The organism is Nocardioides sp. GCM10027114, from assembly GCF_042659625.1.
GTDB lineage: Bacteria > Actinomycetota > Actinomycetes > Propionibacteriales > Nocardioidaceae > Nocardioides.
This window is the reverse complement of sequence record NZ_JBHSSS010000029.1, coordinates 171715-196559: the sequence shown is the minus strand read 5'-3', so window position 1 is coordinate 196559 and position 24845 is coordinate 171715. Positions and strand designations below refer to the sequence as shown.

The following is a 24845-nucleotide window of genomic DNA, read 5'->3' as shown; positions in this document are numbered from 1 at the left end:
CCCGCGACCCTAGGCCATGCTCCGGTGGGTCAGAAGGGCTCACAGGATCGCGCCCGGGTTGAGGATCCCGTCGGGGTCCAGGGCGTCCTTGACCCGCCGGGTCAGCGCCATCACGTCCGGGCCGAGCTGGGCGGGCAGCGCCCCCTTCTTGGTGCGGCCCACCCCGTGCTCGCCGGTGATCGTCCCGCCGAGCGCGATCGCGGCCTTCATCACCTCGTCGAACGCGAGCCGGGCCCGCTCCTCCCCCACCGGGTCGGCCGCGTCGTAGACGATGATCGGGTGGGTGTTGCCGTCGCCGGCGTGGGCGACGACGGGGATCTCGACCTGGTGCCGCTCCGCGATCGCGGCGATCGCCGCCAGCAGGTCCGGCAGCAGCGGGACGGGCGCCCCGACGTCCTCGAGCAGCAGCGCGCCGCGCGCCTCGATCGCCGGGAACGCCGCCCGCCGGGCCTCGACGAAGAGCTCACCCTCGTCGGGGTCGTCGGTCACGAAGACCTCGCTCGCACCCGCCTCGGTGCAGGCGGTCTCCATGACCGCGACCTCCGACGCCCGAGCCCCTTCCGGGGCGTCGGACTGCGCGACGAGCAGCGCGCCGGCGGTGCGGTCCAGGCCCATCGCACGGTGGTCCTCGACGGCGTTGACCGCGGCCCGGTCCATCAGCTCGAGCATGGAGGGCCGCAGCGTGCGCCCGATCGCGACGACGGCGCGCGCGGCGGCGTCGACGTCGGGGAAGGTGGCGACCAGCGTCGAGCGCGGCGGCTGGGCGGGCACCAGCCGCAGCACCGCCCGCGTCACGATCCCGAGCGTCCCCTCGCTGCCGACGAACAGCTTGAGCAGGCTCAGCCCGGCCACGTCCTTGATCCGCTTGCCGCCCAGCGTCACGAGCGTGCCGTCGGCGAGCACGACGTCGAGGCCGAGCACGTAGTCGGTCGTGACGCCGTACTTCACGCAGCACAGGCCGCCCGCGTTGGTGGCGATGTTGCCGCCGATCGAGCAGATCTCGTACGACGACGGGTCGGGCGGGTACCACAGCCCGTGCTCGGCCGCGGCGGCCTTCACCTCGGCGTTGAACGCCCCCGGCTCCACGACAGCGACCCGTGTCGCCGTGTCGATCTCGATGGCACGCATCCGCTCCAGGCTCAGCACGATCCCGCCGTCCACGGCGCTCGAGCCGCCCGACAGGCCGCTGCCCGCGCCCCGCGGCACGACCGGCACGCCGTGCCGCGCGGCCCAGCGCACCGCGACCTGGACCTGTCCGGCGTCCTCGGCCCGGACCACGGCCACCGGCTTGCCGGCACCCCGGTCCTTCGACCAGTCGTGGCGGTACTTCTCCATGCCGTCCGGATCGGTCAGCACCACCCCGCCGGGCAGCGCCGAGACCAGCTCGTCGACCCTCTCGGCGTCTGGGTCCGTGGTCACCCCGGGGACGTCCATGGGCTCATGCAACCACGCGGGCCGCGGCTTCCTCGTCGGCGTGCGCGATGTGGGCGAGCTCGCGCCACACCAGCACCAGCGTGAGACCCGCTCCCGCGAACGCGAACCACCACGGGGCGAGGACCCCCCACTGCTGTGCGATCAGTCCGCCGAGCAGTGATCCCACGAGCATGCCGCCCATCACGCAGATCGAGTAGACCGACCCGACCCGGCCCTGGAACTCGGTGGGGACGGCGCGCTGACGGACCGCCTGCGAGAGGGTGCCCCACACGAAGGCGTAGACGCCGAAGAAGAACACCAGTGCGTAGGCCGCCCAGGGGACGGTCGTCAGCGCCATGCCGAGGTGGAAGACGACCTCGCACAGCAGCACGACGCGCATCAGCAGCGCGAGCGGGACCCGCCGCTCGAGGGTGCCGTAGAGCGCCATGCCGAGGAGGCCACCGACCGCCGCGGCCGAGGTGAGCAGCCCGAAGCCGAACTCACCGATGCCCACCCGCTCCGAGGACCACAGCACCAGCACCGACCAGGGCGCGGCCCAGGTGAGGTTGAACGTGACGATCACCAGCGCGAGCGTGCGCACGGGCCGGTGGCCGACGAGCCAGCGGACCCCCTCGACGATGTCCTGCCGCACGTGGGTCTCGACGTTGTCGCGCACAGCACCCTTGGGCGTACCGATCCGGCTCACCAGCAAGGCGCCCAGCGCCACGCACACCGCCTGCAGCGCGAACGGCACGACCACGCCGACGGAGAAGAGCAGTGCACCCAGCGCAGGTCCGGCCATCTGGTTCGCGGTGATGAAGCCCCCCTGGATCCGCGCGTTGGCCAGGCCGAGGTCGGCCTTCTCCACCAGCATGGGCGTGAGCGTGGACGAGGTCGCGTCGGCGAACACCTCGGCGATGCCGAGCAGGAACATCGCGGCCAGCACCAGGGCGATGTCGACCTGGCCGGTCACGATCACCGCGCAGAGGAGGGCCAGGACCACGGCTCGCGACCCGTCCATCACCATCACCAGCAGCCGACGGTCCAGCCGGTCGGCCAGCGCCCCGGCGACGAGGCCGAAGAGCAGCCACGGCAGCTGCGTGGCCATCGCGGCTGCGGCGACCAGCAGCGGGTTGCGGGTCTGCGACGCGACCAGCAAGGGGCCGGCGGCGAGCATCAGCCCGTCGCCGAGGTTCGTGGTCCACGAGGAGGCCACCAGCCACCGGAACCCGCGGCCCAGCCTGGCGGGGACGACAGTCTCGACGATCCTGCTCACAAACGCGCAAGCCTAGGCGGGCGGCGGGGAGCTGGTCGCGCCATTTTCCCCCGCCGCCCGTCGGCGTCCGGCTCGGGGGTCAGTGCCTGCTGCGGCGGCGTACGGCGACGACGAGCGCCAGCGCGAGCGCCACGAGACCGATGGGCAGGACGCCCTGGGTGGCGCGCTCCACGACCGACCGCTCGCGGTCGACGCCCGCCTGCGGGGTCTTCCCGGCGCCGTCACCCGGGACGTTCGCGGAGTAGACGTCGAGACCGCGGACCAGGTCGATCGAGTAGACGACATTCGTCCGGGCGTCCTTCTGCTTGCCGCGCTTGTTGTAGACCGGCAGCCACATGGTGTCCCACACCTCGGAGGCACCCCAGTAGGCGTAGCCGTGCGAGGTCAGCTTCTTCGGGTTGCTCACGTCGACGAGCTGGCTGCCACCGCCGTAGTAGCCCACGGCGACGATGCCGCTCTGGTGGTAGTCGAACCAGTGGGCGGAGCAGAAGGTGCCGTGCGGCAGCGGCAGGCTGGCGGGCTGCTGGGCCTGGAGGTCGCTCAGCTCGACCTTGTCGAGCGGGACGATCGCGTCGGGGGTGCCGTCGAGCCGCTTCACGTGCCAGGTCTGGAAGGAGCCGGCCAGGGAGCAGTCGGTCTCCATGTAGTCCTCCTCGGTGACGAGCAGGATGTTGCCGTTCTCCAGCGACGGGGGCGCGTCGGGCCGGAAGGCGTCGGCGTTCGGCCGGTAGGAGTTGTGGTGGATGAAGTCGTTGTAGCCCTCGCCGGCGCCCTTGCCCTGGCCGGCTTCCCCGGTCGTGGTGACGAGCCGCGGCTCGCGGGGGTTCGACACGTCGAAGAGCGAGGTGCCGCCGAAGCCGGTGAAGGCGCCGAACTCGGCCGCGTCGAAGTTCCACTTGTGGCCCGCGGTCGGCGACGTGAAGGGCTGGACTCCCTCCTGCGTCGGGTCGGCGTCGACCTCGACGGGCTTGTCGAGGCGGCGCAGGTCGAAGATCGAGAACGTGCCGGGCTTCCCGTCGCGGGGCCGGTTGCCCGAGGAGTAGGCGTAGCGGCAGTCGGTCTCCTCGACGCAGGCGACCGTGTGGGTGCCGCTCGTCGACGCGACGCGGGACCGGATGGTCGGCTTCGCCGGGTCGGTGACGTCGACGATCATCAGCTCGTCGCCGCCGACGTTGACGTGCTGCGGATCGTCGGGCGAGGCCTGGTAGAGGTCGATCCCGACGAGCGCGAACCGCTTGGTGCCCTTCTTCGTGCGACGCTCGCCGCAGTTCATCGCCTCGTTCTCGAAGACGGGGTTGGGCAGCACGCCGGTCTGCGTCGGGTTGGTCCCCTGGCTGACGTCCCACACCTGGACCGACTCGAGGCCGCTGGTGACGAACAGGGGCGCGGTCTGCATGAAGCAGCCGGAGATCCCGGTCGTGCCGGGCTTGGTGGCGACGTGCTGGACGTTGCCGCTCGTCACCGGGGTGCCCTCGCCCTCGGCGAGGAGGTCGCTGCGGACCTGGGCGAGGCGGTCACGGTCGACGTGGGCAGTGGCGGGGGCGGCGACACCGAGGGCGAGCGAGAAGCCCAAGGCCGCCGCGCCGAGAGTTCCGAGTAGGCGCATGACGGCCCAACGACGGTCTAGACCGTCGGTCACGCGATTCGTGCCGTGCCGGTGTGCCGTCCCGGTTGTGCCGCCGGGCGGCGGAGGGTCAGACGGGCTGCATCTCCTGCTGCATCTTCTGCGACTCCATGTCCAGGAGCTCCGCCGCGCGAGCGGCGAGGGCGTCGTTCTCCTGGGAGAGCCGGAGCACCATCGCCTCGAGATCGGCCACGCGCGAGCGGAGCCGGTCGTTCTCGGCGGTGAGTCGGGCTGGAGTCCGCAGGTCGCTGTTCATGTATCCGATCAGCGCCTTGGCCATGGGTGAGCCTTCCAGGGAGAGAGTGGTGGTAGCCGTGGTGGGGCCGTCTTCAAGCGTCCCACCAGACCGCGCGTGGGTCAATCGCTCCCCGGCAAAGCCTGTTCCCCGGCGCGGCGGGCCGTTCGAGCCCGTCGGGGCGCCGGCTGGCAGCGGGGGCAGAAGAACGACGACCGGTTGGTGAAGGCGATCCGGCGGATCGGGGTACCGCAGCGGCGGCACCCCTCCCCCTCGCGGCCGTAGGCGTCGAGGCTGCGGTCGAAGTAGCCGGACTCGCCGTTGACGTTGACGTAGAGCGAGTCGAACGACGTGCCGCCCTGGCCGAGCGCGTCGGACATGACGGTCCGGGCGTGGTCGAGGAGCTCGCGCACCTGGCGCCCGGTCAGCCGGTCCCCCGGCCGCTCGCCGTGGATGCGGGCGCGCCACAGCGCCTCGTCGGCGTAGATGTTCCCGACGCCGCTGACGAGCGTCTGGTCGAGCAGCAGCCGCTTCACGCCCGAGGCGCGTCGCCGCACCCGCCGGACGAAGTCGTCGTCGTCGAACGCCGGGTCGAGCGGGTCGCGGGCGATGTGCGCGATCTCGGGCGGCAGGTCCGCGCCACCCTCGGAGAACGACAGCCCGCCGAACATCCGCTGGTCGACGAAGCGCAGCTCGACGGGACCGGTCGGTGCGCCGGCCGCGGCCCGTTCCAGCAGCAGCCGCACCCGCAGGTGGCGCTCGTCGGGGGCCCCGGGCGGCTGCACGAGCAGCTGGCCGCTCATGCCGAGGTGGCCGAGCAGCGCGTCACCGTCGGACAGCGGCAGCCAGAGGTACTTGCCGCGGCGGCGCGCGGCCACGATGCGCCGGCCGGTCAGCGCCAGCGCGAACCCCTCCGCGCCGCGCGGGTCACGGCGTACGGGGCGCGGGTGGAGCACCTCCACCCGACGGATCGTGGTGTCGAGGACGTGGCGCTCGAGGCCCGCCCTGACGACCTCGACCTCCGGCAGCTCCGGCACGTCGGGTCAGTCGTCGTCCTGCACGGACCGGGCGGACGCCTTCACGGCGTCGGCTCCCCCGGCGCCGGCCTCGGCACCGTCGGCGCCCAGGCCCTGGGCGATCTCGCCGTAAGCCGTCTCCGCGGCGGCCTGCTCGGCCTCCTTCTTGGAGCGGCCGACGCCGTTGCCGTAGAGCCCGTCGCCGACCTTCACCTGGGCGGTGAAGGTTTTCATGTGGTCCGGGCCGTCGTCCTCGATGACGTACTCGGGGACGCCGAGGCCGTGCTCGGCCGACAGCTCCTGGAGCGAGGTCTTCCAGTCGAGGCCGGCGCCCAGCGCGGACGCCTCCTCGATCAGCGGGTCGAAGAGTCGGTGGACGACGTCCGCCGACACCTCGAAGCCCCCGCTGAGGTGGATCGCCCCGAGCACCGCCTCGACGGTGTCGGAGAGGATCGAGTGCTTGTTGCGCCCTCCCGTGGCCTGCTCGCCGCGGCCGAGCTTGACGTGCTCGCCGAGGCCGATCTGGCGGCCCACCTCGGCGAGGGCGCGCGCGTTGACGACCGCGGCCCGCAGCTTCGCCAGCCGACCCTCGGACAGGTCCGGGTGGACGCGGTAGAGCGTCTCGGTCACCACGACGCCGAGCACGGAGTCCCCGAGGAACTCCAGCCGCTCGTTGGTGGGCAGCCCGCCGTTCTCGTAGGCGTACGAGCGGTGGGTGAGGGCGCGCTCGAGCAGCTCGGGATCCAGCTCGGGATCACCGAGCGCTGCTCGGAGCTCGGGATAGTTGGTCAAGCCGACCGGTGCCCGGTCAGAGGACCTGACGACGGTCAGCCTTGGCGCCGTACTGACCGCACTCGCCGCACGCACGGTGCGGGAGGTGCTTGGCACCGCAGGCGGGGTTGGCGCAGGTCACCAGGGACGGCGCGACGGCCTTCCACTGCGAGCGACGGTGACGCGTGTTGCTGCGCGACATCTTCCGCTTCGGGACAGCCACTGTTCTCTCCTTGCTACCGCGACCGTTCGGTCGCCCTCATGATTCTTCGGACCTGGCTCGAGGTGCTTCTCAGTCCTCGTCCTGCTGGAGTTCCTGCAACCGGGCCCACCGGGGATCCACGGCCGCTTCGTGCGCGTGGTCCGGGTCGTCGGCCAGACGGGCACCGCACTCGGTGCACAGTCCGGGACAGTCGTCCTCGCACAGCGGCTGGAAGGGTAGTGCGAGCACCACCGCGTCCCGCAGCAGGGGTTCGAGGTCGAGCAGGTCTCCCTCGAGCCGGCTGGTCTCGTCGTCCCCGGCGTCGTCGGTGTCGCCACCGCCGGCCCCGGGTCGGTCCTCGTCGTCGTAGACGAACAGCTCCTGGAAGTTCACGTCGACCTCGTCGGAGATCGGCTCCAGGCACCGCACGCACTCGCCCTCGAGCCCGGCGTGTGCCGAGCCCGTGACCAGGACCCCCTCCATGACCGCCTCGAGGCGCAGGTCGATCTCGACCGGCGCACCCTCGGGGACGTGGAGGACTTCGATACCGAGATCTGCCGGTGCCGGTGCCGAGAAGATCACCTCGTGCTGGGACCCCGGGCGGCGGCCGAGCTCGCGGGTGTCGAGCACGAGCGGCGCTCTCGGGTCCAGGCTGCTCAGGGGTTCACTTTCCGGTCCGGGCACACAACAGATCGTCGGGAATCGTAACCGTCCGGACGGGGGCACCGCAAAAGCAGCCACGGCGCCCCGCCGGGCCGGGCTCGGTGCCGGGCTGCCCGCGCGGTCTCAGGCTCCCGGCTGGCCGTCGCCCTGCTGCGCCAGCCGCTTCGTCAGGGCACGGTGCACGAAGTCCGGAACCAGCCCCGACACGTCGCCACCGAAGGCCGCGACCTCCTTGACGAGGCTGGACGCGAGGAAGGAGTACTCCGGGCTCGTGGGCACGAACACCGTGTCGACGTCGGCGAGCGAGGCGTTCATCTGAGCCATCTGGAGCTCGTAGTCGAAGTCGCTGACCGCCCGCAGCCCCTTCACGATGGCGCGGACGTCGTTCTCCTCGCAGAACGTCGTGAGAAGCCCGGTGAACGACGCGACCCGCACGTTGTCGTAGTCGCGGCAGGCCTCCTCCAGCATCGAGATCCTCTCCTCGGCGGTGAAGAGCCGGTTCTTGGAGGCGTTGACGCCGACGGCGACGATCACCTCGTCGAACAGGCGCGAGGCGCGCGAGACGATGTCGATGTGCCCGTTGGTGACGGGGTCGAACGACCCCGGGCAGACGGCACGACGCACGGACTACTCCTCGCTGCTGGGGCTGCTGGGGCTGCTGGGGCTGCTGGGGCTGCTGGGGCTGCTGGGGCTGCTGGGGCTGCTCGGGCTGCTGGGGCTGGGCTCGTCCGGCACTCCGTCGGGCGGCCCGGATGCCGCGTGACCGTACCAGAGCGTGGTCTCGCCGTAGCGCCGCTCGCGCCCGTCCTCGAACCCGGCCGGCCAGCGCGGGCGGGGGCTGCGCGAGGAGCGCTCGACCACCACCAGCGCGCCGGGCACGAGCCAGCCGTGGTCGGCCAGCGCCGCGAGGTCCTCGGCCAGTGCCTCGTCGGACAGGGGGTACGGCGGATCGAGGAACGCGACGTCGTAGGGCGCGGAGGGCGGCCGCAGAAGCGCCGTCCCGACCGACCCCGTCACGACGTTCGCCTTGGCGAACCCCAGGGCGCGGGCGTTGTCGCGGATCAGGGCGGCGGTACGGCGGTCCTGCTCCACCAGCGTGACCACGCCGGCCCCGCGGGACCAGGCCTCGAGCCCGACTGCTCCCGACCCGGCGTACAGGTCGAGGAAGCGCAGCCCGTGGAGGGATCCGCACCAGGACTCGATGGCGGAGAACAGCGCCTCGCGCACCCGGTCACTGGTAGGTCGCGTGGCTGCGCCTCGCGGAGTCTGGATGCGGCGTCCCCCGACGGCTCCCCCGATGATCCGGGTCATGCCCCACCACTCATGACTTCTCCATGAACTCAGACTGCCTCGAAAGCTCCATGGCTGTCACCGCGGCCCCCAGCCCGGGCGCCGCAGCGAGGGCGGGGTCGTCGGCCAGCAGGGACTCGGCCGCCCCGCGGGCCTCGACGATGGTGTCCTCGTCGCGCAGCACGCGGAGGTTCTGCAGGCTCGAGCGGAAGCCCGACTGGCTGCGGCCCAGCACGTCGCCCTCCCGCCGCTGCTCGAGGTCGACCCGGCTGAGCTCGAAGCCGTCGGTGGTGGCGGCCACGGCGTCGAGCCGCTCCCGGGCCGGCGTCAGGTCCGGCGCGTGGGAGACGAGCAGGCACAGGCCGGGGAGGCCGCCACGGCCCACCCGACCGCGCAGCTGGTGGAGCTGGGAGACGCCGAAGCGGTCGGCGTCCATGATCACCATGGTGGTGGCGTTGGCCACGTCGACGCCGACCTCGATGACGGTGGTGGAGACCAGGACGTCGATCTCGCCGGCCGCGAACGCGCGCATCGTCGCGTCCTTCTCGTCAGGCACCAGGCGGCCGTGGAGCAGGCCCACCCGCAGCCCGGCGAGCGGGCCCTCCTGCAGCAGAGCGGCCAGCTCCTCGACGGCGTACAGGGGCGGCTTCTTCTGGACGGGGTTGCCGTCCTCGTCGACGTCGACGACGTCGGACTCCCCCTGCTCGGACACGTCGCCGGAGATCCGCGGGCACACGACGTAGGCCTGGTGTCCCCTGCCGACCTCCTCGCGCACCCGTTCCCAGACGCGGTCGAGCCAGCCGGGCCGCTCGGCCAGCGGCACGACGTTGGTCTGGATCGGGGCGCGGCCGGCGGGGAGCTCCGTCAGCACGGAGGTCTCGAGGTCGCCGAAGACGGTCATGGCGACGGTGCGCGGGATCGGCGTCGCCGTCATCACCAGCACGTGGGGCGGGGAGCCCGCCTTGTCGGTGAGGGCGGCGCGCTGCTCGACCCCGAAGCGGTGCTGCTCGTCGACCACGACCAGGCCGAGGTCGGCGAAACCGACCTTCTCCTCGAGCAGGGCGTGGGTGCCGACGACGATCCCGGCCTCACCGCTCGCGGCGCGCAGCATGGCCTCCTGGCGCTGCGCCTTGCCCATCGAGCCGGTCAGCAGCGCCACCGAGGTCCCCTCCTCGGCGCCGCCGAGCATGCCCCCCTGGGCGAGGTCGCCGAGCAGCGCCACGATCGAGCGGTGGTGCTGCTGGGCCAGCACCTCGGTCGGCGCGAGCAGCGCGGCCTGCCCGCCGGAGTCGACGACCCGCAGCATGGCGCGCAGCGCGACCAGTGTCTTGCCGGAGCCGACCTCGCCCTGGAGCAGGCGGTTCATGGGGTGCGGCTGCGCGAGATCGGCCTCGATCTCCGCCCCGGTGCCGCGCTGCCCCGCGGTGAGCTCGAAGGGCAGGCGGGCGTCGAACGCGGCCAGCAGCCCGCCGCCGCCGGTGCGGGCCTGCGCCCCCTGGGCCCGGATCTCGGCGCGCCGGCGCGCCAGGACGACCTGCGTGACGAGCGCCTCCGCGAACCGGAACCGGCGCTGCGCCTGCTCCACCTGCTCCTGCGACTCCGGCGCGTGGATCCAGTCGTACGCCGTGCGGGCGTCGACGAGGCCGTGCCGCTCGCGCACCGCCGGGGGCACCAGGTCGGGCACGTCGTCGAGGACGGTGCGGGCGAAGGTCACCGCACGCTGCAGGTCCCACGACTCGACGCCCTTGGTGAGCGGGTAGATCGGGAAGTAGGCGCCGACGTCCTTGATCCAGGCGGCGTCGTCGGACTCGCCCCCGGACCCGTCGTCGTCGCCGGAGCCGAACAGCACCATCTTCGGGTTGGTGAGCTGCCACTGGTCGTTGAACGTCGACGCCTGGCCGACGAACAGCCCCCGCTGGCCCTTGGCGAGCTGCTTGGCCCGCCACTCCGCGATGTGCTTGCGCTTGGCGAAGAAGGTCATCCGCAGCGCCGGGCCGCCGGTGGAGAGCACGGTCTCGACGCGGTAGGCGGTGCCGCCCTTGCGCCGGTCGGTGTAGGACCGCAGGTCGCTGCGGGTGATCTCGCCGACGACGGTCAGCATCTGGCCGGCCTCGAGCTGCGCGAGCCGGGTGAGCTCGCCGGTCTTCACGTAGCGGCGCGGGAAGTGCTCGAGCAGGTCCTCGACCGTGCGCAGGCCGAGGCCGTCGACGATCTTCTGCCGCTTGCCCCGCTGGTCGCCGAGGACGGTCTCGATGGGCGAGTCGAGGCTGATCACAGCTGCTCCTCGTGGGGTCGTGGGCTCACTCGACGGACACCAGAAGTGGGTACCGCTCCTGCCCTCCGTCGTACACCACGACGTCGACATGCGGGTGGCGCTCCTCCACCAGCGCGGCGCAGCGCGCGGCCAGGCCGTCGGTGTCTTCCTGTCCGGACACGATCGTGACCAGCTCGCCGCCGCCGGCCAGCAGCCGCTCGAGCACGTCCGCGGCAACCGTCTCGAGGTCGTCGCCGATCACGGCGAAGTCGCCCGCAATGACACCCAGGACGTCACCGGGCTCACAGGGGCCGGCCATGGTGATGGCGCGCTTCGCTGCGACCGTGACGGCGCCGTGCCGGGCGTGACGGGCCGTCGCGGTCATCTCCAGGACGTCGTGCTCGAAGCTCCGCCCCGGCTCGTGGACCGCCACCGCCGCAAGGCCCTGCACCTGCGCCTGCGTCGGGATCACGGCCACGGTCACGCCCTCGTCGCTCTCGGCGGTGCGCGCGGCCACCTCCGCGACCTTCACCGAGTCGGGGTCGTTGGGCAGCACCACGACCTCCTCGGCGCCGCACGAGGTGATCGCCTCCAGCAGCTCTCCCGTCGAGGGGCGGTGGCCCAGCGCCGCCTCGACCACCACGGCCCCCGACCCGGCGAACAACGAGGCGAGGCCGGGGCCGGCCGCGACGACCACGATCCGTCGTCCGCGGCGTCGGGCGGTGCGCTGCCGCTGGGCGGCGACCTGCTCGGCGAAGTGGGTGACCCGGACCCGGTGCGGACGGCCGGCGCGGATCCCCGCCTCGATCGCGGCGCCGACGTCGTCGACGTGGACGTGGACGTTGTAGAGGCCCTCGCCGCCGACGATGACCAGCGAGTCCCCGAGCGGCGCCAGCTCGCCGCGCAGCACCGCGACCCGCTCGTCGTCGGAGTCGAGGAGGTACATCACCTCGTACGCCGGACCTTCCGGCGTGAGGTCGTCGGTGAGCCCGTCGGCCAGGGCAGGGACCGGGATCCGCGGCTGGCCGATCGTCGTGCGCACCGGCGGCGGGCGACGCCCGGTCAGCACGGTCTCGGCCGCGTCGAGCACCACGCTCAGCCCGCGTCCGCCCGCGTCGACGACGCCGGCATCGCGCAGCACGGCGAGCTGCTCGGGCGTCCTGGCCAGCGCCTCACGGGCCGCGGCCGCCGCCGCCGCGATCACGTCGCGGGCACGCGACCGCTCCTCCGCCGCGCACCGCTCGGCGGCCTCGCTGGCGGCGCGGGCGACGGTGAGGATGGTGCCCTCGACCGGCTCCCCCACGGCGGCGTAGCTGGCCCGGGTGGCCTCGGACAGCGCCTGCGCGATCACGTCGGCGTTGCGCTCCTCCGGGCTCCGGGCCGCGAGCCGGTGCGCGATGGCACCGAGCATCTGGCTGAAGATCACGCCGCTGTTGCCCCGGGCACCGAGGAGCGCTCCACGGGCGAGCGTGCTGAGCGTCGGGCCGAACGACGCCTCGGGATCGTCCCCCGCGGCCTCGCTCACGGCGTCGCGAGCGGCGGACACGGTGAGGTACATGTTCGTGCCGGTGTCGCCGTCGGGCACGGGGTAGACGTTGAGGGCGTCGATCTCCTCGCGGGCTCCCGCCAGGGCGTCGACGGCGACGTCGACGAAGCGCAGCACGGTGTCGAGCTCGATGGTCCCGCTCGGAGGTGCTTCCATCCCTGCCCTCGTGGTCGGCTGCCTGCTGGGTCGCCGCCGGCGAGCACGTACCCCCCGGCGTGGTGCCATAGGCTAGTGCGTGGTCCGCGGGGAGTGCCTCCGGTCGGTGACCGGGGCGTCGCCCGGGTGGCCGCTCGGGGTGGTCCGTGCGCCCGGGGCGACGATTCGCAACGCCCGCAGGGCATCGGATACTCTTGGGCGGTTGCCCGCGAGCGGGCCCTTTTCGTTGCACATCGATCTTCAGGAGTTCACGGTGGCTGCCGTCTGTGACATCTGCGCCAAGAAGCCGGGCTTCGGTCACAACCGGCCGTGGTCGCGCAAGATTACGAAGCGTCGCTTCAACCCCAACATCCAGCGCGTGCGGGCGACCGTCAACGGCACCCCGAAGCGGCTCAACGTCTGCACCGGCTGCCTCAAGGCCGGCAAGGTCAGCCGCTGACCACAGCCTCACACTTGGCTGGAAGGCCCCCGGAGCGCTCGACGCTCGCGGGGGCCTTCTGCATGTCCGGGCCGGCCTGACCTGCCCGGTTCGCCCTCGCTCAGAAGTGGGTCCACCCCGTCGGGCCGTCGTACGCCGCGCCGTCGACGGTGACCCCGCTCCCCTCCGCGACCGACCCGACGACCGTCCAGCCCTCCGGGACCGCCCCCTCCGAGCCCCCGGGGAACGTCGCCAGCAGCGCGTGGTCGTCGCCGCCGCCCAGGATGAACTGGAGCGGGTCCGCGCCCAGCGCCGCGCCGACCGCCGTCAGCGGTTCGGGGATCGCGAAGGCGTCGCGCCGGATGTCGACGGCGACGCCCGAGTCGTGGGCGATGTGCCCCGCGTCGGCCACGAGGCCGTCGGAGACGTCGATCATCGCCGTCGCCCCGGCCTCGGCGGCCGCCACGCCTGCGTCGTACGGCGGAGCGGGGCGCCGGTAGGCGTCGACGAGCACGCGGGGTGACCGGAAGCCGCGGCCGAGGACCGCGAGGCCGCCCGCTGCCCAGCCCTGCCGGCCGTGGAGCGCCACGACGTCGCCGGGCCGCGCCCCGGAGCGCAGCACCGGCGCGACCGTGCACGAGCCGAGCACCGTCACCGCGATCACGATCTCGTCGGCCCGGGTCAGGTCCCCCCCGACGACGCTCGCGCCGACCAGGGCGCACTCGTCGGCGAAGCCGCGGGCGAAGTCGAGGGCCCACTGGACGGGCAGGTCCGCCGGCGCGGCCAGCCCGATGGTGAGGGAGGTCGCCCGGCCGCCCATCGCGTTGACGTCCGAGAGGTTCTGCGCCGCAGCGCGGTGGCCGACGTCCTCCGCCGACGCCCAGTCCCGGCGGAAGTGGCGCCCCTCGACCATGAGGTCGGTCGACACCACGACGTGGCCGGTGCGCACCCGCAGCACGGCGGCGTCGTCGCCGGGGCCCACCAGCACGTGCTCGCCCTGGCCGAAGACCTCGGTGAGGGCGTCGATCAGCCCGAACTCGCCGGCGTCGGACAAGGTGGCGTCAGGGGGGAAGGCCATGGCGTCATCCCACCAGACCCCGGCGACGCACCCACGCGTCGGGCACCTATCGGCGTGTGTCGGGGAGACGGTAGGTTTGCCGCGACACAAGTCCCGTGACATGCGAGGAGCGCACGATGGTCGTCCAGGCGTACATCCTGATCCAGACCGACGTCGGCAAGGCCGCCGAGGTCGCCCGCGAGATCGCCCAGGTCAAGGGTGTGACGCTCGCCGAGGACGTCACCGGCCCCTACGACGTGATCGTGCGCGCGGAGGCCCGCAACGTCGACGAGCTCGGCAAGCTGGTGGTCTCGAAGGTCCAGAACCTCGACGGCATCACCCGCACCCTCACCTGCCCCGTGGTGCACATCTGAACGCGCTCGTCCGTCGACGCCCCGGTCCCGCACGGTGCCGGGGCGTCGTCGCGTCCGGGCTGCTCCTCGCCCTGACGGGCTGCGGCGGCCCGGTGGCGGTGGACGCGCCCGAGGTCGCGGGAGCCGACGCGGCCGCGTGCCGGGCACTGCTCGACGACCTGCCGGGGACCCTCGCGGGCCAGGACCGGCGGGAGGTCGAGCCCCCGGACGCGGCCGCGGCCGCCTGGGGCGACCCGGCGATCGTCCTCACCTGCGGTGTCCCGCGGCCCGACCTCGATCAGTTCGCGCCGTGCCTGGAGGCCAACGGCGTCGGCTGGTTCGTGGAGTCCGAGGACGAGTCGGACCCCGAGGCGCCGGCGACCGTCACCGCGGCCGGCTACGAGCCGACGGTGCGCGTCGAGATCCCCTCCGACCGCCAGCCCGAGGGGGTCGCCTCGGTGACCGCTGGGCTGGCGGCCGTCGTCGAGGAGCACCTCGAGCTGGTCGACCCCTGCGCCTGACCTGCGCGTCGGCCAGGGGTCGCCGCGAGGTCGACGGGGTCAGCGCAGCCCGGTGCCGCGCTGCAGCGCCAGCTGGATCAGCCGGTCGACCAGGGCCGGGTAGTCGAGCCCCGATGCCGCCCACATCTGCGGGTACATCGACGTCGGCGTGAAGCCCGGCATCGTGTTGATCTCGTTGACCACGAGCGACCCGTCGGGCATGTAGAAGAAGTCGACCCGGGCGAGGCCCTCGCAGCCGACCACCTCGAACGCGCGGCCCGCCATCGCGCGCAGCTCGGCGACCACCTCGTCGGGCAGGTCGGCCGGGACGTCGATCTCGGTGTGCTCGCCGGGCAGGTACTTCGCGGCGAAGTCGTAGAACTCATGGTCCCCGCCGACCCGGAGCTCGGCGGGCAGGCTGGTCTCGGCGGTGCCGTCGAGCGCCTGCAGCACGCCGCACTCGACCTCGCGACCGCCCTCGGCGGAGACCTCGAGCAGCGCCTTCGGGTCGTGGCGGTGGGCCTCCTCGAGGCACGCGTCGAGCTCGGTGGCGTCGTGGGCCTTGGAGATGCCGAAGCTCGACCCGCCCCGGGCCGGCTTCACGAACAGCGGGTAGCCGAGCTCGGCCGCGCGGTCGCGGCACGCCTGCGGGTCCCGCTCCCAGTCGCGGGTCGTGATCGTCACCCAGGGCAGCACCGGCAGGCCGGCCTCCTTGAGCACGACCTTCATGAACGCCTTGTCCATCCCGACGGCGGAGGCCAGGACGCCGGCGCCGACGTACCGGACGCCGGCCATCTCGAGCATCCCCTGGATGGTGCCGTCCTCGCCCCACGGGCCGTGGAGCAGCGGGAAGACGACGTCGACCTCGCCGAGCGTCTGCGGCGGTGCCGAGGGGTCCGTGACGACGAGGTCGGTCGAGGAGCCGTCGCGCGACAGCGTCACCAGGGCCCGGGTCTCGTCGACGCTGGGCAGCGCGTCGGGGCCGGCGCCGATCCGCAGCCGCTCGGGGTCACCGGACTCGAGCACCCACCGGCCGTCGCGGGCGATGCCCACCGGCACCACGTCGTACTTGTCGCGGTCGATGGCCCGCAGCACGCTGCCGGCGGTCACGCAGGAGATGGCGTGCTCGCTGGAGCGGCCGCCGAAGACAACGGCGACGCGGGGCTTGCGGGCCCCGCCGGCGGACTCGGCTGCGGGCACTGCTGGGCTCTCGTTCATCGCAGGCGACCCTACCGGCCGCGGGGCGGGTGGCCCGCGACCGTAGGGTCGTCGCATGACCGAGGACACACGCGCCCTCTCCCCCGCCGCCGGGAGCGGCCCCCGGCTGGCCCCGGCCACGCTCGCCGTCACCGCCGGCCGGCCCGAGCACCAGCCCGACGCGCCGCTGAACACGCCGCTGACGATGGCGTCGACGTACGTCGCCGGCGGGGACCTCGAGTACGGCCGCTACGGCAACCCGACCTGGACGGCGTTCGAGCACGCGCTCGGCGCCCTCGAGGGTGGCCGCGCGCTGGCGTTCTCCTCCGGCCTGGCGACCGTGGCGACGGTGCTCGACCTGGTGGGCCAGGACGCCGTCGTGGTTGCGCCGCGGCACGCCTACAACGGGACGGTGCTGCAGCTCGCCGACCTCGAGGCGCGCGGTCGGCTGCGCGCGTCGCTGGTCGACATCACCGACACCGAGGCGGTCGTGAAGGCGTGCGCCGACGCCGCCCTGGTGTGGCTCGAGTCGCCCACCAACCCCGCGCTCGAGGTGGCCGACATCCCCACCATCCGGGCCGCCGCGCACGACGCCGGCGCCTACGTGGTCGTGGACAACACTTTCGCCACCCCGCTGCTGCAGCGCCCGCTGGAGGACGACGTGGACCTCGTCGTCCACTCCGCGACGAAGTACCTCGCCGGCCACAGCGACGCCCTGCTCGGGGCACTGGTGACCCGCGACGAGGAGCTGTACGGCGTGCTCAAGGGCCGCCGCGACCTGCTCGGCGCCGTCCCCGGGACGCTCGAGGCGTGGCTCGCGCTGCGCGGCCTGCGCACCCTGCACCTGCGTGTGGAGCGGGCCCAGGCCAACGCCACCGAGCTCGCCCGCCGGCTCGCCGGCCACCCGGCGGTCGGGGAGGTCCGCTACCCCGGCTTCGGTGGGATCGTCTCGATCGTGCTCGCGCAGGGCGCCATGGCGGCCGACCTGCTGGTGCACAAGACCCGCCTGTGGGTGCACGCCACGTCCCTCGGTGGCGTGGAGTCGACCTTCGAGCGCCGTCGCCGCTGGAAGACCGAGGCGCCGACGATCCCCGACGCGCTGGTCCGGATGTCCGTCGGGATCGAGGACGTCGAGGACCTGTGGGCCGACCTCGAGCGCGCGCTCGACACGCTCACCTGAGGCACCGGTGGTTGAGGTGCGAAGGCCCGCTAGGGGCCTGAGCCTCGAAACCCCGCGAGGTGCGCAGGGCGGTTCCCACTGCCCTGCGTCCGTCACCGGGTTTCGACCCGCTCGCGCGACCTCGTCCCTCGGTCACGTCGCTTGCTCAACCTGGCCGGCTGACGGTCCCACCTCGTTCCTCGGTGGGACCGTGCCGGCTCATCAGTCAGTCTCTGCCTTGGTGGTGCGGGAGATGAAGGAGTCCATCATCTGCTGCGCGGTCATCCGGCCGGCGACGACCGCGTCGACGTGCTCGGCGATCGGGGCGTCCACGCCGTTGCGCTGGGCGAGGGCGAGGAGCGAGGAGCACGACTTGGCGCCCTCGGCGACCTGGTTGGTCGAGGCGTAGATCTCCTCGGTCGTCATCCCCTGCCCGAGCTTCTCGCCGAACGAGCGGTTGCGCGACAGCGGCGAGGAGCAGGTGGCCACGAGGTCGCCGAGCCCCGCGAGGCCCATCAGCGTCAGCGGGTTGGCGCCCAGCTTCGTGGCGAGGCGGGCGGTCTCGGCGAGACCACGGGTGATCACCGAGGCCGTGGTGTTGTCGCCGAAGCCGAGGCCGACCGCCATGCCGACGGCGAGCCCCACGACGTTCTTGTAGGCGCCCCCGAGCTCGCAGCCGAGCACGTCGACACTGGTGTAGGGCCGGAACGCCGCGGAGTGGGTGCGCTTCTGGATCATCCGCGCGACGTCCTCGTCGGCGCAGGCCACCACCGAGGCGGCCGGCTCTCGCCGGGCGATCTCGCGCGACAGGTTGGGTCCGCTGACCACGGCGATCCGCTCCGGGCCGGCCCCGGTCACCTCGGCGATGACCTCGCTCATCCGGTCCAGGGTGCCGAGCTCGACGCCCTTCATCAGCGAGACGAGGACGGCGTCCTTCTCGATGAAGGGCGCCCACTCGGTGAGGTTCTGGCGCAGCGTCTGCGAGGGCGTAGCCAGTACGACCATGTCGGCGCCGTGCAGCGCCTTCTCCACGTCGGACGTGCCGGTCACGGACTGAGGCAGCTCGATGCCCGGCTGGTAGTCCGGGTTCTGGTGCCGCTCCGCGATGGCCTCGGCGAGCTCCGGCCGTCGGGCCCACAGCGTCACGTCGTTGCCGGCGTCGGCCAGCACGATCGAGAACGCCGTCCCCCACGAGCCGGCGCTGAAGACCGCCACCTTTCCCATCACTGCCCCTTCTTCCTGCGCTTGTCCTGCTTCGGGTTGCCGATCTCCCGCACCCCCATCTTGCGGGGGTCGAACCGCTCGGCGGGAGGGGTCTCGCCCCTCAGGTCGGCGACCAGGGCGGTCAGCGCGACCATGATCCGGTCGGTGGCCTCGTGGACCACCTCGGCCGTCCGCGGCTGGGTCAGCAGGTCGGCGAGGTCGACCGGGTCGCCGACCTTCATCAGGACCTCGTGCCGCGGCACGACCCTGAGCCTCGCGGAGTACGGTGGCAGCACGTCCTGGGCCCCCCACTGCCCGATGGGGATGACCGGGCACCCCGTCTCGAGGGCGATGCGGGCGGCGCCGCTCTTGCCCTTCATCGGCCACATGCCGGGGTCCCGGGTCAGCGTTCCCTCCGGGTAGACGACGACGCACTCGCCCCGCCGGACCGCCTCGACCGCCGCGTCGTAGGCCCCGACGGCACTTCGGGTCATCCGCTCCACCGGGATCTGGCCGGCGGCGGTGAGGAAGCCTCCGAGGGCCCGGTTGCGGAAGAGTCCCGACTTGGCGAGGTAGCGGGGCAGCCGACCGTGGTCGTAGACGATGTGAGCCGCCAGCAGCGGGTCGACGTGGGAGATGTGGTTGAAGACCAGGACGCAGCCACCCTGCTCCGGGATCCGGTCCCCGTCGATCCAGGTGCGCCTGGTCGCCGCGAGCAGCAGGGGCTTCAGGATCGGGACGGCGACGGAGAACGCCCAGCCCCGCTTCTGCTGGTGCCTGCGAACCGTCACTCTCGTCCTTCGTGGATCGTCCGGCGCTGCCCGCCGGGGACGCACCCTGCGTCGGATGCAGGCTATCGCTCCGCGTCCCGGGCGGGGGCCCACGCCTCGACGCGTGTGCGCGGCCACCGGGACCGGCTGACAGGATCGGGGCATGTCCCACGTCGTGCTCGTGCCCGCCAAGCCACCGGCGGCCGGCAAGACACGGCTGCGCGGGCTCCCGGACGGCGTACGCCGCGACCTCGCGGAGGCGTTCGCCCTCGACACCGTCGCGGCCTGCCTCGCGACGGACGGGGTGGACCACGTGATGGCGGTGACCGACGACGCGGGCTTCGCCCGTCGACTCGCCGCCATGGGGTGCGCCGTGCTGCCGGACGGGGTCGCGGACGACCTGAACGGCACCCTCGTGCAGGCAGCCGTGGAGGCGGCCCGCCGCTGGCCGGTGAGCCGGGTGGCGGCCGTCTGCGCCGACCTGCCCGCGCTGCGGCCCGCCGACCTCGCGCTGGCGCTGCGCCGCGCGAGCAGCCACGCCCAGGCGTTCGTCGCGGACGCCGAGGCCACCGGCACCACCTGCTACGTGGCCGACCTCGGCGCGTTCCGGCCGGCCTTCGGACCCGACTCCCGGACGCAGCACCTGGCGCTGGGTGCGGTGGAGATCCGGGACGACACAGCGGGAGATCTGGCGTCGCTGCGGCGCGACGTGGACGACCTCGAGGACCTCGAGGAGGCGCACCGGCTCGGCCTCGGACCGCAGAGCCATCTCCGCAACATGCAGCGAGGGTGGGTCACCGGTCGGTGACCCACCCTCGCTACGTGTGGTTCAGGACTTCTTGGCCGGCGCCTTCTTGGCGGTGGACTTCTTGGCCGTGGTGGTCTTCTTGGCCGGCGCCTTCTTGGCGGCCGCCGTCTTCTTGGCCGGCGCCTTCTTCGCAGGAGCCTTCTTCGCGGTCGTCGACTTCGCCGTCGAGGTCTTCTTGGCCGGCGCCTTCTTCGCGGTCGTCGACTTCGTGGCCGTGCTCTTCTTGGCCGGCGCCTTCTTCGCGGTCGTCGACTTGGCCGTCGAGGTCTTCTTGGCCGGCGCCTTCTTCGCGGTCGTCGACTTCGAGGCCGTGGTCTTCTTGGCGGGGGCCGACTTGGTCGTGGCCTTCTTGGCAGCGCTCGCGGCGGTCTTGGCGGCGGTGCCGCTGGCGGCCAGCGTCAGCTTCGGGAGCTTCTTGGCCCCGGAGACGACGTTCTTGAGGTCCTGGCCGGCGCTGAACTTCGGCACCGCGGTCTTCTTGGCCTTCACCCGCTCGCCGGTCTGCGGGTTGCGGACCCAGCGCGCAGCGCGGACCCGCTTCTCGAACGAGCCGAAGCCCGTGATGGCGACCTTCTCCCCCTTGGCGACCTCGCGGGTGATCGTGTCCAGGACGGACTCGAGCGCGTGCGCGGCAGCCTTGCGGTTCCCCTCGAAGCGCGCAGCCAGCGTGTCGATCAGCTGAGACTTGTTCACTAGCTTCCCTTCCAATGAACTCGTGCGCCGAGCCCGTGCTCGACTTTTCCCTACGCACGCTAGGTATTCGTGGCCGTGGTCACAATCGCCACGCCGCATTTCCTGCGCCTTTTTTCCGAGGTCCGGACGCCCCGATGTCCAGCAAAGACGCGGGTTCCGGCAATTGCGCCGAGGTCCTAAATGAAGGAATCCCCTTATTTCTAAGGGGATTCCTTGCAATTCCGCTCAACGACGGGGCTTTCAGAGCGTCGAGGGCTTCCACTCCGGCCTCGTCGCCTCGTACGCCGCGATGTCGGCGTCGTGCGCGAGCGTGATGCCGATGTCGTCGAGGCCCTCGAGCAGCCGCCACCGGGTGTAGTCGTCGATGTCGAAGGAGTCCTCGACCGCGCCGTCACCCTCGCCGGCGCGGACCGTGCGGTTCTCGAGGTCGACCGTGACGGCGGTGCCTGGCTCGGCTTCGAGCAGCTCCCAGATCCGCTGCACGACCTTCTCGTCGACCTGGGCCGCAACGAGGCCGGCCTTGCCGGCGTTCCCCCGGAAGATGTCGGCGAAGCGCGGCGACAGCACGGCCTTGAAGCCGTAGTTCTGCAGCGCCCACACGGCGTGCTCACGTGACGAGCCGGTGCCGAAGTCGGGACCGGCGACGAGCACCGAGCCGGCGGCGTACTCCGGCTTGTTCAGCACGAAGTCGGGGTCCTTGCGCCACGCGGCGAAGAGCCCGTCCTCGAAACCGGTTCGCGTGACCCGCTTGAGGTAGGACGCCGGGATGATCTGGTCGGTGTCGACGTTGCTGCGCCGCAGCGGGACGCCGACACCGGTGTGGCTGGTGAACTTCTCCATGGCTCAGGCCTCCTGGGTGACGACGGGCTCGAGGTCGGCGGGCGAGGACAGGGTGCCGCGCACGGCGGTCGCCGCTGCCACCGGCACGGAGACCAGGTGGGTGCGTCCACCGACGCCCTGCCGGCCCTCGAAGTTGCGGTTGGACGTGGAGGCGCTGCGCTCGCCGGGCTGCAGCTGGTCGGGGTTCATGCCCAGGCACATCGAGCAGCCGGCCCCGCGCCACTCGCCGCCGGCCTCCTTGAAGACGACGTCCAGGCCCTCCTCCTCGGCCTGCAGCCGGACCCGGACCGAGCCCGGGACGACGAGCAGCCGGGTGTCCTTGGCGACGTGGCGTCCCTTGATGATCTCGGCGGCGGCACGCAGGTCCTCGATGCGACCGTTGGTGCAGGAGCCGACGAAGACGGTGTCCACCTTGATGTCGCGCATCGGGGTGCCCGCCTCGAGACCCATGTACTGCAGCGCCTTCTCGGCGGCGATGCGGTCCTGGTCGTGGTCGAAGTCCTCGGGCGAGGGGACCTCGGCGCCCAGCGGCACACCCTGGCCCGGATTGGTGCCCCAGGTGACGAAGGGGGTCATCGTGCTCGCGTCGAGCACGATCTCCTTGTCGAACTCGGCGTCGTCGTCGGTGACGAGCGAGCGCCAGTGCTCGACGGCGGCGTCCCACGCCGCGCCCTGCGGCGCGTGGCGACGGCCGCGGATGTAGTCGAAGGTCGTCTCGTCGGGCGCGATCAGGCCTGCCTTGGCGCCCCACTCGATGGACATGTTGCAGACCGTCATCCGGCCCTCCATCGACAGCTCCTCGATGGCCTGGCCGCGGTACTCGACGATGTAGCCCTGCCCACCGCCGGTGCCGGTGTGCGCGATCAGCGTGAGCACGAGGTCCTTGGCGGTGACACCCTCGGGCAGGGTGCCGTTGACGGTGACCGCCATGGTCTTCGGCTTCGACTGCGGCAGCGTCTGGGTGGCGAGCACGTGCTCGACCTCGGAGGTGCCGATGCCGAACGCGATCGCGCCGAAGGCGCCGTGGGTGCTGGTGTGGCTGTCGCCGCACACGATGGTCATGCCGGGCTGCGTGAGCCCGAGCTGCGGGCCGACGACGTGCACGATGCCCTGCTCGATGTCACCCAGCGGGTGCAGCCGGACGCCGAACTCCTCGGCGTTCTTCCGCAGCGTCTCGACCTGGGTGCGGGAGACGGGGTCGGCGATCGGCTTGTCCCAGTCGACGGTCGGGACGTTGTGGTCCTCGGTCGCGAGGGTGAGGTCGGGCCGGCGCACCTTGCGGCCGGCGAGGCGCAGCCCGTCGAAGGCCTGCGGCGACGTCACCTCGTGAATGAGGTGGAGGTCGATGTAGAGCAGGTCCGGCTCGCCCGCGACCGAACGGACGACGTGCTGGTCCCAGACCTTCTCGGCCAGGGTCTTGCCCATTGCTTCACTCCCTCACTGCTCTGGCACATTGGCCGGCCGACGGGGTCCCGTCGGGCCACGAGATGCAGCGTACGACTTGCATCCCAGTTTGTGAGACGGCAGTATTGCATTATGGACACCACAAGCGGCGTCGGGGTGCTCGACAAGGCAGCCCTGGTTCTCACCGCGCTCGAGTCGGGGCCGGCCACGCTCGCCGGTCTGGTCGCCGGCACGGGGCTCGCTCGCCCCACTGCCCACCGGCTGGCCGTCGCCCTCGAGCACCACCGTCTCGTGGCCCGCGACATGCAGGGCCGCTTCGTGCTCGGTCCCCGGCTGGCGGAGCTGTCGGCCGCGGCCGGCGAGGACCGCCTCCTCGCGACCGCCGGCCCGGTGCTCGCCCGGCTGCGCGACATCACCGGCGAGTCCGCCCAGCTGTGGCGCCGACAGGGCGACCACCGCATCTGCGTCGCCGCCGCCGAGCGCCCCTCGGGCCTGCGCGACACGATCCCGGTCGGCTCGCAGCTGACGATGAGCGCCGGCTCCGCCGCGCAGGTGCTGCTGGCCTGGGAGGACCCCGAGCGCATCCAGCGTGGGCTGCAGAACGCCGCCTTCTCCGCCGCCGCACTGTCCGGCATCCGCAAGCGGGGCTGGGCGCAGTCCGTCGGCGAGCGCGAGCAGGGCGTGGCGTCGGTGTCCGCGCCGGTCCGCTCCCCCGGCGGCAAGATCATCGCGGCGGTCTCGGTGTCGGGCCCGCTCGAGCGGCTCTCGCGCCAGCCCGGCCGGATGCACGCCCCAGCCGTGATGGCCGCCGCCGAGCGGCTCTCCGAGTCGCTGCGCCGGGCCGCCGCTGCCGACTGACCCGAGTCGGTCGCCGGCCCTGAGCCGGCTCACAGCAGGTCGCGCAGCTCGGCCCTGGTGAGGTGGCCGGCGATGCCGCGGCAGCGGGCGAGATAGTCGACCACGTCCGCGACGGAGAGGCCGTGGGTGACCCGCAGGCCCCGGGCGATGGTCGCGAGGTACGCCGGCGCCGGCGGTCGTGGTGCGTGGGCCCGGACGTCGTCGCAGCCGAGCGTCACGACGGGGTGGCCGCCGAGCTCCCCCACGCGATGGACCGTCTCGTAGCGTCCCGGCCCGACCACGTGGCAGCTCCCCTCTGCGTCCGGCGCAAGGGCCGGCGCGAGGTCGTGGTCGGACCCGGGCTCGCGCCGCATCTCCTGCTCCAGCACGTCGACCAGCTCACGCCGGGTGAGCAGGTAGGCCCGGCACAGCACCACCTCGTCGCCCCGGTGGTCGAGCAGCGCCAGGCCACCGCCCCAGGCAGTGGACACCCCGGCGAAGACCAGGCTCCCCCGCAGCCGGTACGGCACCTGGGCGCGCGCCGGGCGGCCGTCCCGCGTCCCGGGGTAGGTCCGCCGCGCCCCCGGGGGGCGACCGCCCTCGAGGTAGCAGCGGAACCGGACCGGGTCGAGGTTCGACCCGTACCCGGCGTACCAGACCTGCTCCACGTCGTCCCTCAGAACAGGGCGTCCTGCTCGAGCTCGAGCAGGACCTGCTTGCGCTCCAGCCCGCCGGCGTAGCCGGTGAGGGTGCCGTTGGCGCCGATAACCCGGTGGCAGGGCACGACGATCGGGATGGGGTTGCGGCCGTTGGCGAGTCCCACCGCGCGCGAGGCCGCGCTGGTCATACCGAGCCGCAGCGCGATCTCGCCGTACGACGCGGTCTCGCCGTAGCCGATCGTCATCAGCTGCTGCCACACCCGCTTCTGGAAGTCGCTGCCCTGCGGTGCGACCGGGAGGTCGAACTCCTTCAGGTCCCGCGCGAAGTAGGAGGCGAGCTGCTCGGCCGCGCGCGCGAGCACCGGCTCGTCGTCGCGCCGCTCCCCGCGGGGCCGGCCGTCCGCGGGGTCGCGGAACGGCGCGAAGTCGATGTGGGTGATCGCGCCGCCGTGCTCGACGATGCGCAGCTCGCCGACGGGGCTGTCGATGACGGTCCACATG

Annotated in this window: 27 protein-coding genes; 6 read left to right on the top strand and 21 right to left on the bottom strand. The window is 72.7% G+C overall.

Annotated features, from left to right (window positions below; genetic code table 11):
• Positions 1-39: 39 nt before the first annotated feature.
• The 12 genes from ACFP2E_RS17725 to ACFP2E_RS17670 form a co-directional block, all read right to left on the bottom strand.
• Positions 40-1434: an FAD-binding oxidoreductase gene (locus tag ACFP2E_RS17725; RefSeq protein WP_378524333.1), complete on the bottom strand. Its 1395-nt coding sequence runs from the start codon at positions 1432-1434 to the stop codon at positions 40-42.
• 4 nt (positions 1435-1438) lie between these two features.
• On the bottom strand, positions 1439-2689 hold the full coding sequence (locus ACFP2E_RS17720) for an MFS transporter (protein ID WP_378524334.1): 1251 nt from the start codon (positions 2687-2689) through the stop codon (positions 1439-1441).
• A gap of 79 nt (positions 2690-2768) precedes the next feature.
• Entirely contained in the window at positions 2769-4295 is a 1527-nt protein-coding gene (locus ACFP2E_RS17715) for a hypothetical protein (protein WP_378524335.1), read from the bottom strand.
• Positions 4296-4383: 88 nt separating this feature from the next.
• On the bottom strand, positions 4384-4593 hold the full coding sequence (locus tag ACFP2E_RS17710; protein ID WP_378524336.1) for a hypothetical protein: 210 nt from the start codon (positions 4591-4593) through the stop codon (positions 4384-4386).
• Between the two features lie 77 nt (positions 4594-4670).
• Positions 4671-5585, bottom strand: coding sequence for a bifunctional DNA-formamidopyrimidine glycosylase/DNA-(apurinic or apyrimidinic site) lyase (gene mutM, locus ACFP2E_RS17705; RefSeq protein WP_378524337.1), 915 nt, complete (start codon positions 5583-5585; stop codon positions 4671-4673).
• A gap of 6 nt (positions 5586-5591) precedes the next feature.
• On the bottom strand, positions 5592-6452 hold the full coding sequence (gene rnc, locus ACFP2E_RS17700; RefSeq protein ID WP_378524338.1) for a ribonuclease III: 861 nt from the start codon (positions 6450-6452) through the stop codon (positions 5592-5594).
• Positions 6373-6558 (bottom strand): 50S ribosomal protein L32, encoded by a 186-nt coding sequence (gene rpmF, locus ACFP2E_RS17695; RefSeq protein ID WP_378524339.1) that lies wholly within the window; start codon positions 6556-6558, stop codon positions 6373-6375. The genes rnc and rpmF overlap by 80 nt, the downstream gene beginning before the upstream one ends.
• A gap of 69 nt (positions 6559-6627) precedes the next feature.
• Complete coding sequence (locus ACFP2E_RS17690; protein ID WP_378524340.1) at positions 6628-7167, bottom strand: YceD family protein; 540 nt, start codon at positions 7165-7167, stop codon at positions 6628-6630.
• A gap of 156 nt (positions 7168-7323) precedes the next feature.
• Entirely contained in the window at positions 7324-7824 is a 501-nt protein-coding gene (coaD, locus tag ACFP2E_RS17685) for a pantetheine-phosphate adenylyltransferase (RefSeq protein WP_378524341.1), read from the bottom strand.
• A 3-nt stretch (positions 7825-7827) separates the two neighbouring features.
• Positions 7828-8511 (bottom strand): 16S rRNA (guanine(966)-N(2))-methyltransferase RsmD, encoded by a 684-nt coding sequence (gene rsmD / locus ACFP2E_RS17680; protein WP_378524342.1) that lies wholly within the window; start codon positions 8509-8511, stop codon positions 7828-7830.
• A 10-nt stretch (positions 8512-8521) separates the two neighbouring features.
• Positions 8522-10765, bottom strand: a complete 2244-nt coding sequence (locus ACFP2E_RS17675) for an ATP-dependent DNA helicase RecG (RefSeq protein WP_378524343.1) — start codon at positions 10763-10765, stop codon at positions 8522-8524.
• A gap of 25 nt (positions 10766-10790) precedes the next feature.
• The gene (locus tag ACFP2E_RS17670) at positions 10791-12446 is read right to left on the bottom strand and encodes a DAK2 domain-containing protein (RefSeq protein WP_378524344.1); all 1656 of its coding nucleotides are present in this window, start codon (positions 12444-12446) and stop codon (positions 10791-10793) included.
• Positions 12447-12699: 253 nt separating this feature from the next.
• On the opposite strand from ACFP2E_RS17670, the gene rpmB reads away from it, so the two are divergent.
• On the top strand, positions 12700-12885 hold the full coding sequence (rpmB, locus tag ACFP2E_RS17665; RefSeq protein WP_378524345.1) for a 50S ribosomal protein L28: 186 nt from the start codon (positions 12700-12702) through the stop codon (positions 12883-12885).
• A 100-nt stretch (positions 12886-12985) separates the two neighbouring features.
• Here rpmB and ACFP2E_RS17660 read toward each other — a convergent pair whose 3' ends face one another.
• Positions 12986-13942: a thiamine-phosphate kinase gene (locus tag ACFP2E_RS17660; protein ID WP_378524346.1), complete on the bottom strand. Its 957-nt coding sequence runs from the start codon at positions 13940-13942 to the stop codon at positions 12986-12988.
• A gap of 116 nt (positions 13943-14058) precedes the next feature.
• Between ACFP2E_RS17660 and ACFP2E_RS17655 the strand changes: the two genes are divergently transcribed.
• Positions 14059-14295 (top strand): Lrp/AsnC family transcriptional regulator, encoded by a 237-nt coding sequence (locus ACFP2E_RS17655; RefSeq protein WP_135080071.1) that lies wholly within the window; start codon positions 14059-14061, stop codon positions 14293-14295.
• Between the two features lie 92 nt (positions 14296-14387).
• Positions 14388-14795 (top strand): DUF3515 family protein, encoded by a 408-nt coding sequence (locus ACFP2E_RS17650; RefSeq protein ID WP_378524347.1) that lies wholly within the window; start codon positions 14388-14390, stop codon positions 14793-14795.
• A 39-nt stretch (positions 14796-14834) separates the two neighbouring features.
• Here ACFP2E_RS17650 and ACFP2E_RS17645 read toward each other — a convergent pair whose 3' ends face one another.
• Complete coding sequence (locus tag ACFP2E_RS17645; RefSeq protein ID WP_378524348.1) at positions 14835-15992, bottom strand: D-alanine--D-alanine ligase family protein; 1158 nt, start codon at positions 15990-15992, stop codon at positions 14835-14837.
• 55 nt (positions 15993-16047) lie between these two features.
• On the opposite strand from ACFP2E_RS17645, the gene ACFP2E_RS17640 reads away from it, so the two are divergent.
• Positions 16048-17151 (top strand): trans-sulfuration enzyme family protein, encoded by a 1104-nt coding sequence (locus ACFP2E_RS17640; RefSeq protein ID WP_378524349.1) that lies wholly within the window; start codon positions 16048-16050, stop codon positions 17149-17151.
• 201 nt (positions 17152-17352) lie between these two features.
• Here ACFP2E_RS17640 and ACFP2E_RS17635 read toward each other — a convergent pair whose 3' ends face one another.
• Together ACFP2E_RS17635 and ACFP2E_RS17630 are read right to left on the bottom strand one after the other, a co-directional pair.
• Positions 17353-18354 carry an NAD(P)H-dependent glycerol-3-phosphate dehydrogenase gene (locus ACFP2E_RS17635; protein ID WP_378524350.1) on the bottom strand — a complete coding sequence of 334 codons (1002 nt, stop codon included), beginning with the start codon at positions 18352-18354 and terminating at the stop codon, positions 17353-17355.
• Positions 18354-19124, bottom strand: a complete 771-nt coding sequence (locus ACFP2E_RS17630; RefSeq protein WP_378524351.1) for a lysophospholipid acyltransferase family protein — start codon at positions 19122-19124, stop codon at positions 18354-18356. Before ACFP2E_RS17630 ends, ACFP2E_RS17635 begins: the two co-directional genes overlap by 1 nt.
• 142 nt (positions 19125-19266) lie before the next feature.
• On the opposite strand from ACFP2E_RS17630, the gene cofC reads away from it, so the two are divergent.
• Entirely contained in the window at positions 19267-19911 is a 645-nt protein-coding gene (gene cofC / locus ACFP2E_RS17625) for a 2-phospho-L-lactate guanylyltransferase (RefSeq protein WP_378524352.1), read from the top strand.
• Between the two features lie 21 nt (positions 19912-19932).
• Here cofC and ACFP2E_RS17620 read toward each other — a convergent pair whose 3' ends face one another.
• From ACFP2E_RS17620 to leuC, 3 genes are all read right to left on the bottom strand, one after another.
• On the bottom strand, positions 19933-20604 hold the full coding sequence (locus ACFP2E_RS17620) for an HU family DNA-binding protein (protein WP_378524353.1): 672 nt from the start codon (positions 20602-20604) through the stop codon (positions 19933-19935).
• A gap of 240 nt (positions 20605-20844) precedes the next feature.
• Positions 20845-21444 (bottom strand): 3-isopropylmalate dehydratase small subunit, encoded by a 600-nt coding sequence (gene leuD, locus ACFP2E_RS17615; protein WP_378524354.1) that lies wholly within the window; start codon positions 21442-21444, stop codon positions 20845-20847.
• 3 nt (positions 21445-21447) lie between these two features.
• On the bottom strand, positions 21448-22869 hold the full coding sequence (gene leuC / locus ACFP2E_RS17610; RefSeq protein ID WP_378524355.1) for a 3-isopropylmalate dehydratase large subunit: 1422 nt from the start codon (positions 22867-22869) through the stop codon (positions 21448-21450).
• Positions 22870-22980: 111 nt separating this feature from the next.
• Here leuC and ACFP2E_RS17605 point away from each other — a divergent pair, with 111 nt between their 5' ends.
• A complete protein-coding gene (locus ACFP2E_RS17605; protein ID WP_378524356.1) occupies positions 22981-23706 on the top strand; it encodes an IclR family transcriptional regulator in 726 nt (241 codons plus the stop codon).
• A 29-nt stretch (positions 23707-23735) separates the two neighbouring features.
• Here the strand turns inward: ACFP2E_RS17605 and ACFP2E_RS17600 are convergent, their stop codons facing one another.
• Positions 23736-24353 (bottom strand): histone deacetylase, encoded by a 618-nt coding sequence (locus ACFP2E_RS17600; protein ID WP_378524357.1) that lies wholly within the window; start codon positions 24351-24353, stop codon positions 23736-23738.
• An 8-nt stretch (positions 24354-24361) separates the two neighbouring features.
• The gene (locus ACFP2E_RS17595) at positions 24362-24844 is read right to left on the bottom strand and encodes a methylated-DNA--[protein]-cysteine S-methyltransferase (RefSeq protein WP_378524358.1); all 483 of its coding nucleotides are present in this window, start codon (positions 24842-24844) and stop codon (positions 24362-24364) included.
• Position 24845 lies beyond the last annotated feature (1 nt).

Excerpts from the sequence above, each read along its gene's own strand:
- ACFP2E_RS17725 (WP_378524333.1), bottom strand. The coding sequence starts at position 1,434 with ATGGACGTCCCCGGGGTGACCACGGACCCAGACGCCGAGAGGGTCGAC.
- ACFP2E_RS17715 (WP_378524335.1), bottom strand. The coding sequence starts at position 4,295 with ATGCGCCTACTCGGAACTCTCGGCGCGGCGGCCTTGGGCTTCTCGCTC.
- ACFP2E_RS17710 (WP_378524336.1), bottom strand. The coding sequence starts at position 4,593 with ATGGCCAAGGCGCTGATCGGATACATGAACAGCGACCTGCGGACTCCA.
- rsmD (WP_378524342.1), bottom strand. The coding sequence starts at position 8,511 with ATGACCCGGATCATCGGGGGAGCCGTCGGGGGACGCCGCATCCAGACT.
- ACFP2E_RS17670 (WP_378524344.1), bottom strand. The coding sequence starts at position 12,446 with ATGGAAGCACCTCCGAGCGGGACCATCGAGCTCGACACCGTGCTGCGC.
- ACFP2E_RS17660 (WP_378524346.1), bottom strand. The coding sequence starts at position 13,942 with ATGGCCTTCCCCCCTGACGCCACCTTGTCCGACGCCGGCGAGTTCGGG.
- ACFP2E_RS17655 (WP_135080071.1), top strand. The coding sequence starts at position 14,059 with ATGGTCGTCCAGGCGTACATCCTGATCCAGACCGACGTCGGCAAGGCC.
- ACFP2E_RS17645 (WP_378524348.1), bottom strand. The coding sequence starts at position 15,992 with ATGAACGAGAGCCCAGCAGTGCCCGCAGCCGAGTCCGCCGGCGGGGCC.
- ACFP2E_RS17640 (WP_378524349.1), top strand. The coding sequence starts at position 16,048 with ATGACCGAGGACACACGCGCCCTCTCCCCCGCCGCCGGGAGCGGCCCC.
- ACFP2E_RS17635 (WP_378524350.1), bottom strand. The coding sequence starts at position 18,354 with ATGGGAAAGGTGGCGGTCTTCAGCGCCGGCTCGTGGGGGACGGCGTTC.
- cofC (WP_378524352.1), top strand. The coding sequence starts at position 19,267 with ATGTCCCACGTCGTGCTCGTGCCCGCCAAGCCACCGGCGGCCGGCAAG.
- leuD (WP_378524354.1), bottom strand. The coding sequence starts at position 21,444 with ATGGAGAAGTTCACCAGCCACACCGGTGTCGGCGTCCCGCTGCGGCGC.
- leuC (WP_378524355.1), bottom strand. The coding sequence starts at position 22,869 with ATGGGCAAGACCCTGGCCGAGAAGGTCTGGGACCAGCACGTCGTCCGT.
- ACFP2E_RS17605 (WP_378524356.1), top strand. The coding sequence starts at position 22,981 with ATGGACACCACAAGCGGCGTCGGGGTGCTCGACAAGGCAGCCCTGGTT.
- ACFP2E_RS17595 (WP_378524358.1), bottom strand. The coding sequence starts at position 24,844 with ATGTGGACCGTCATCGACAGCCCCGTCGGCGAGCTGCGCATCGTCGAG.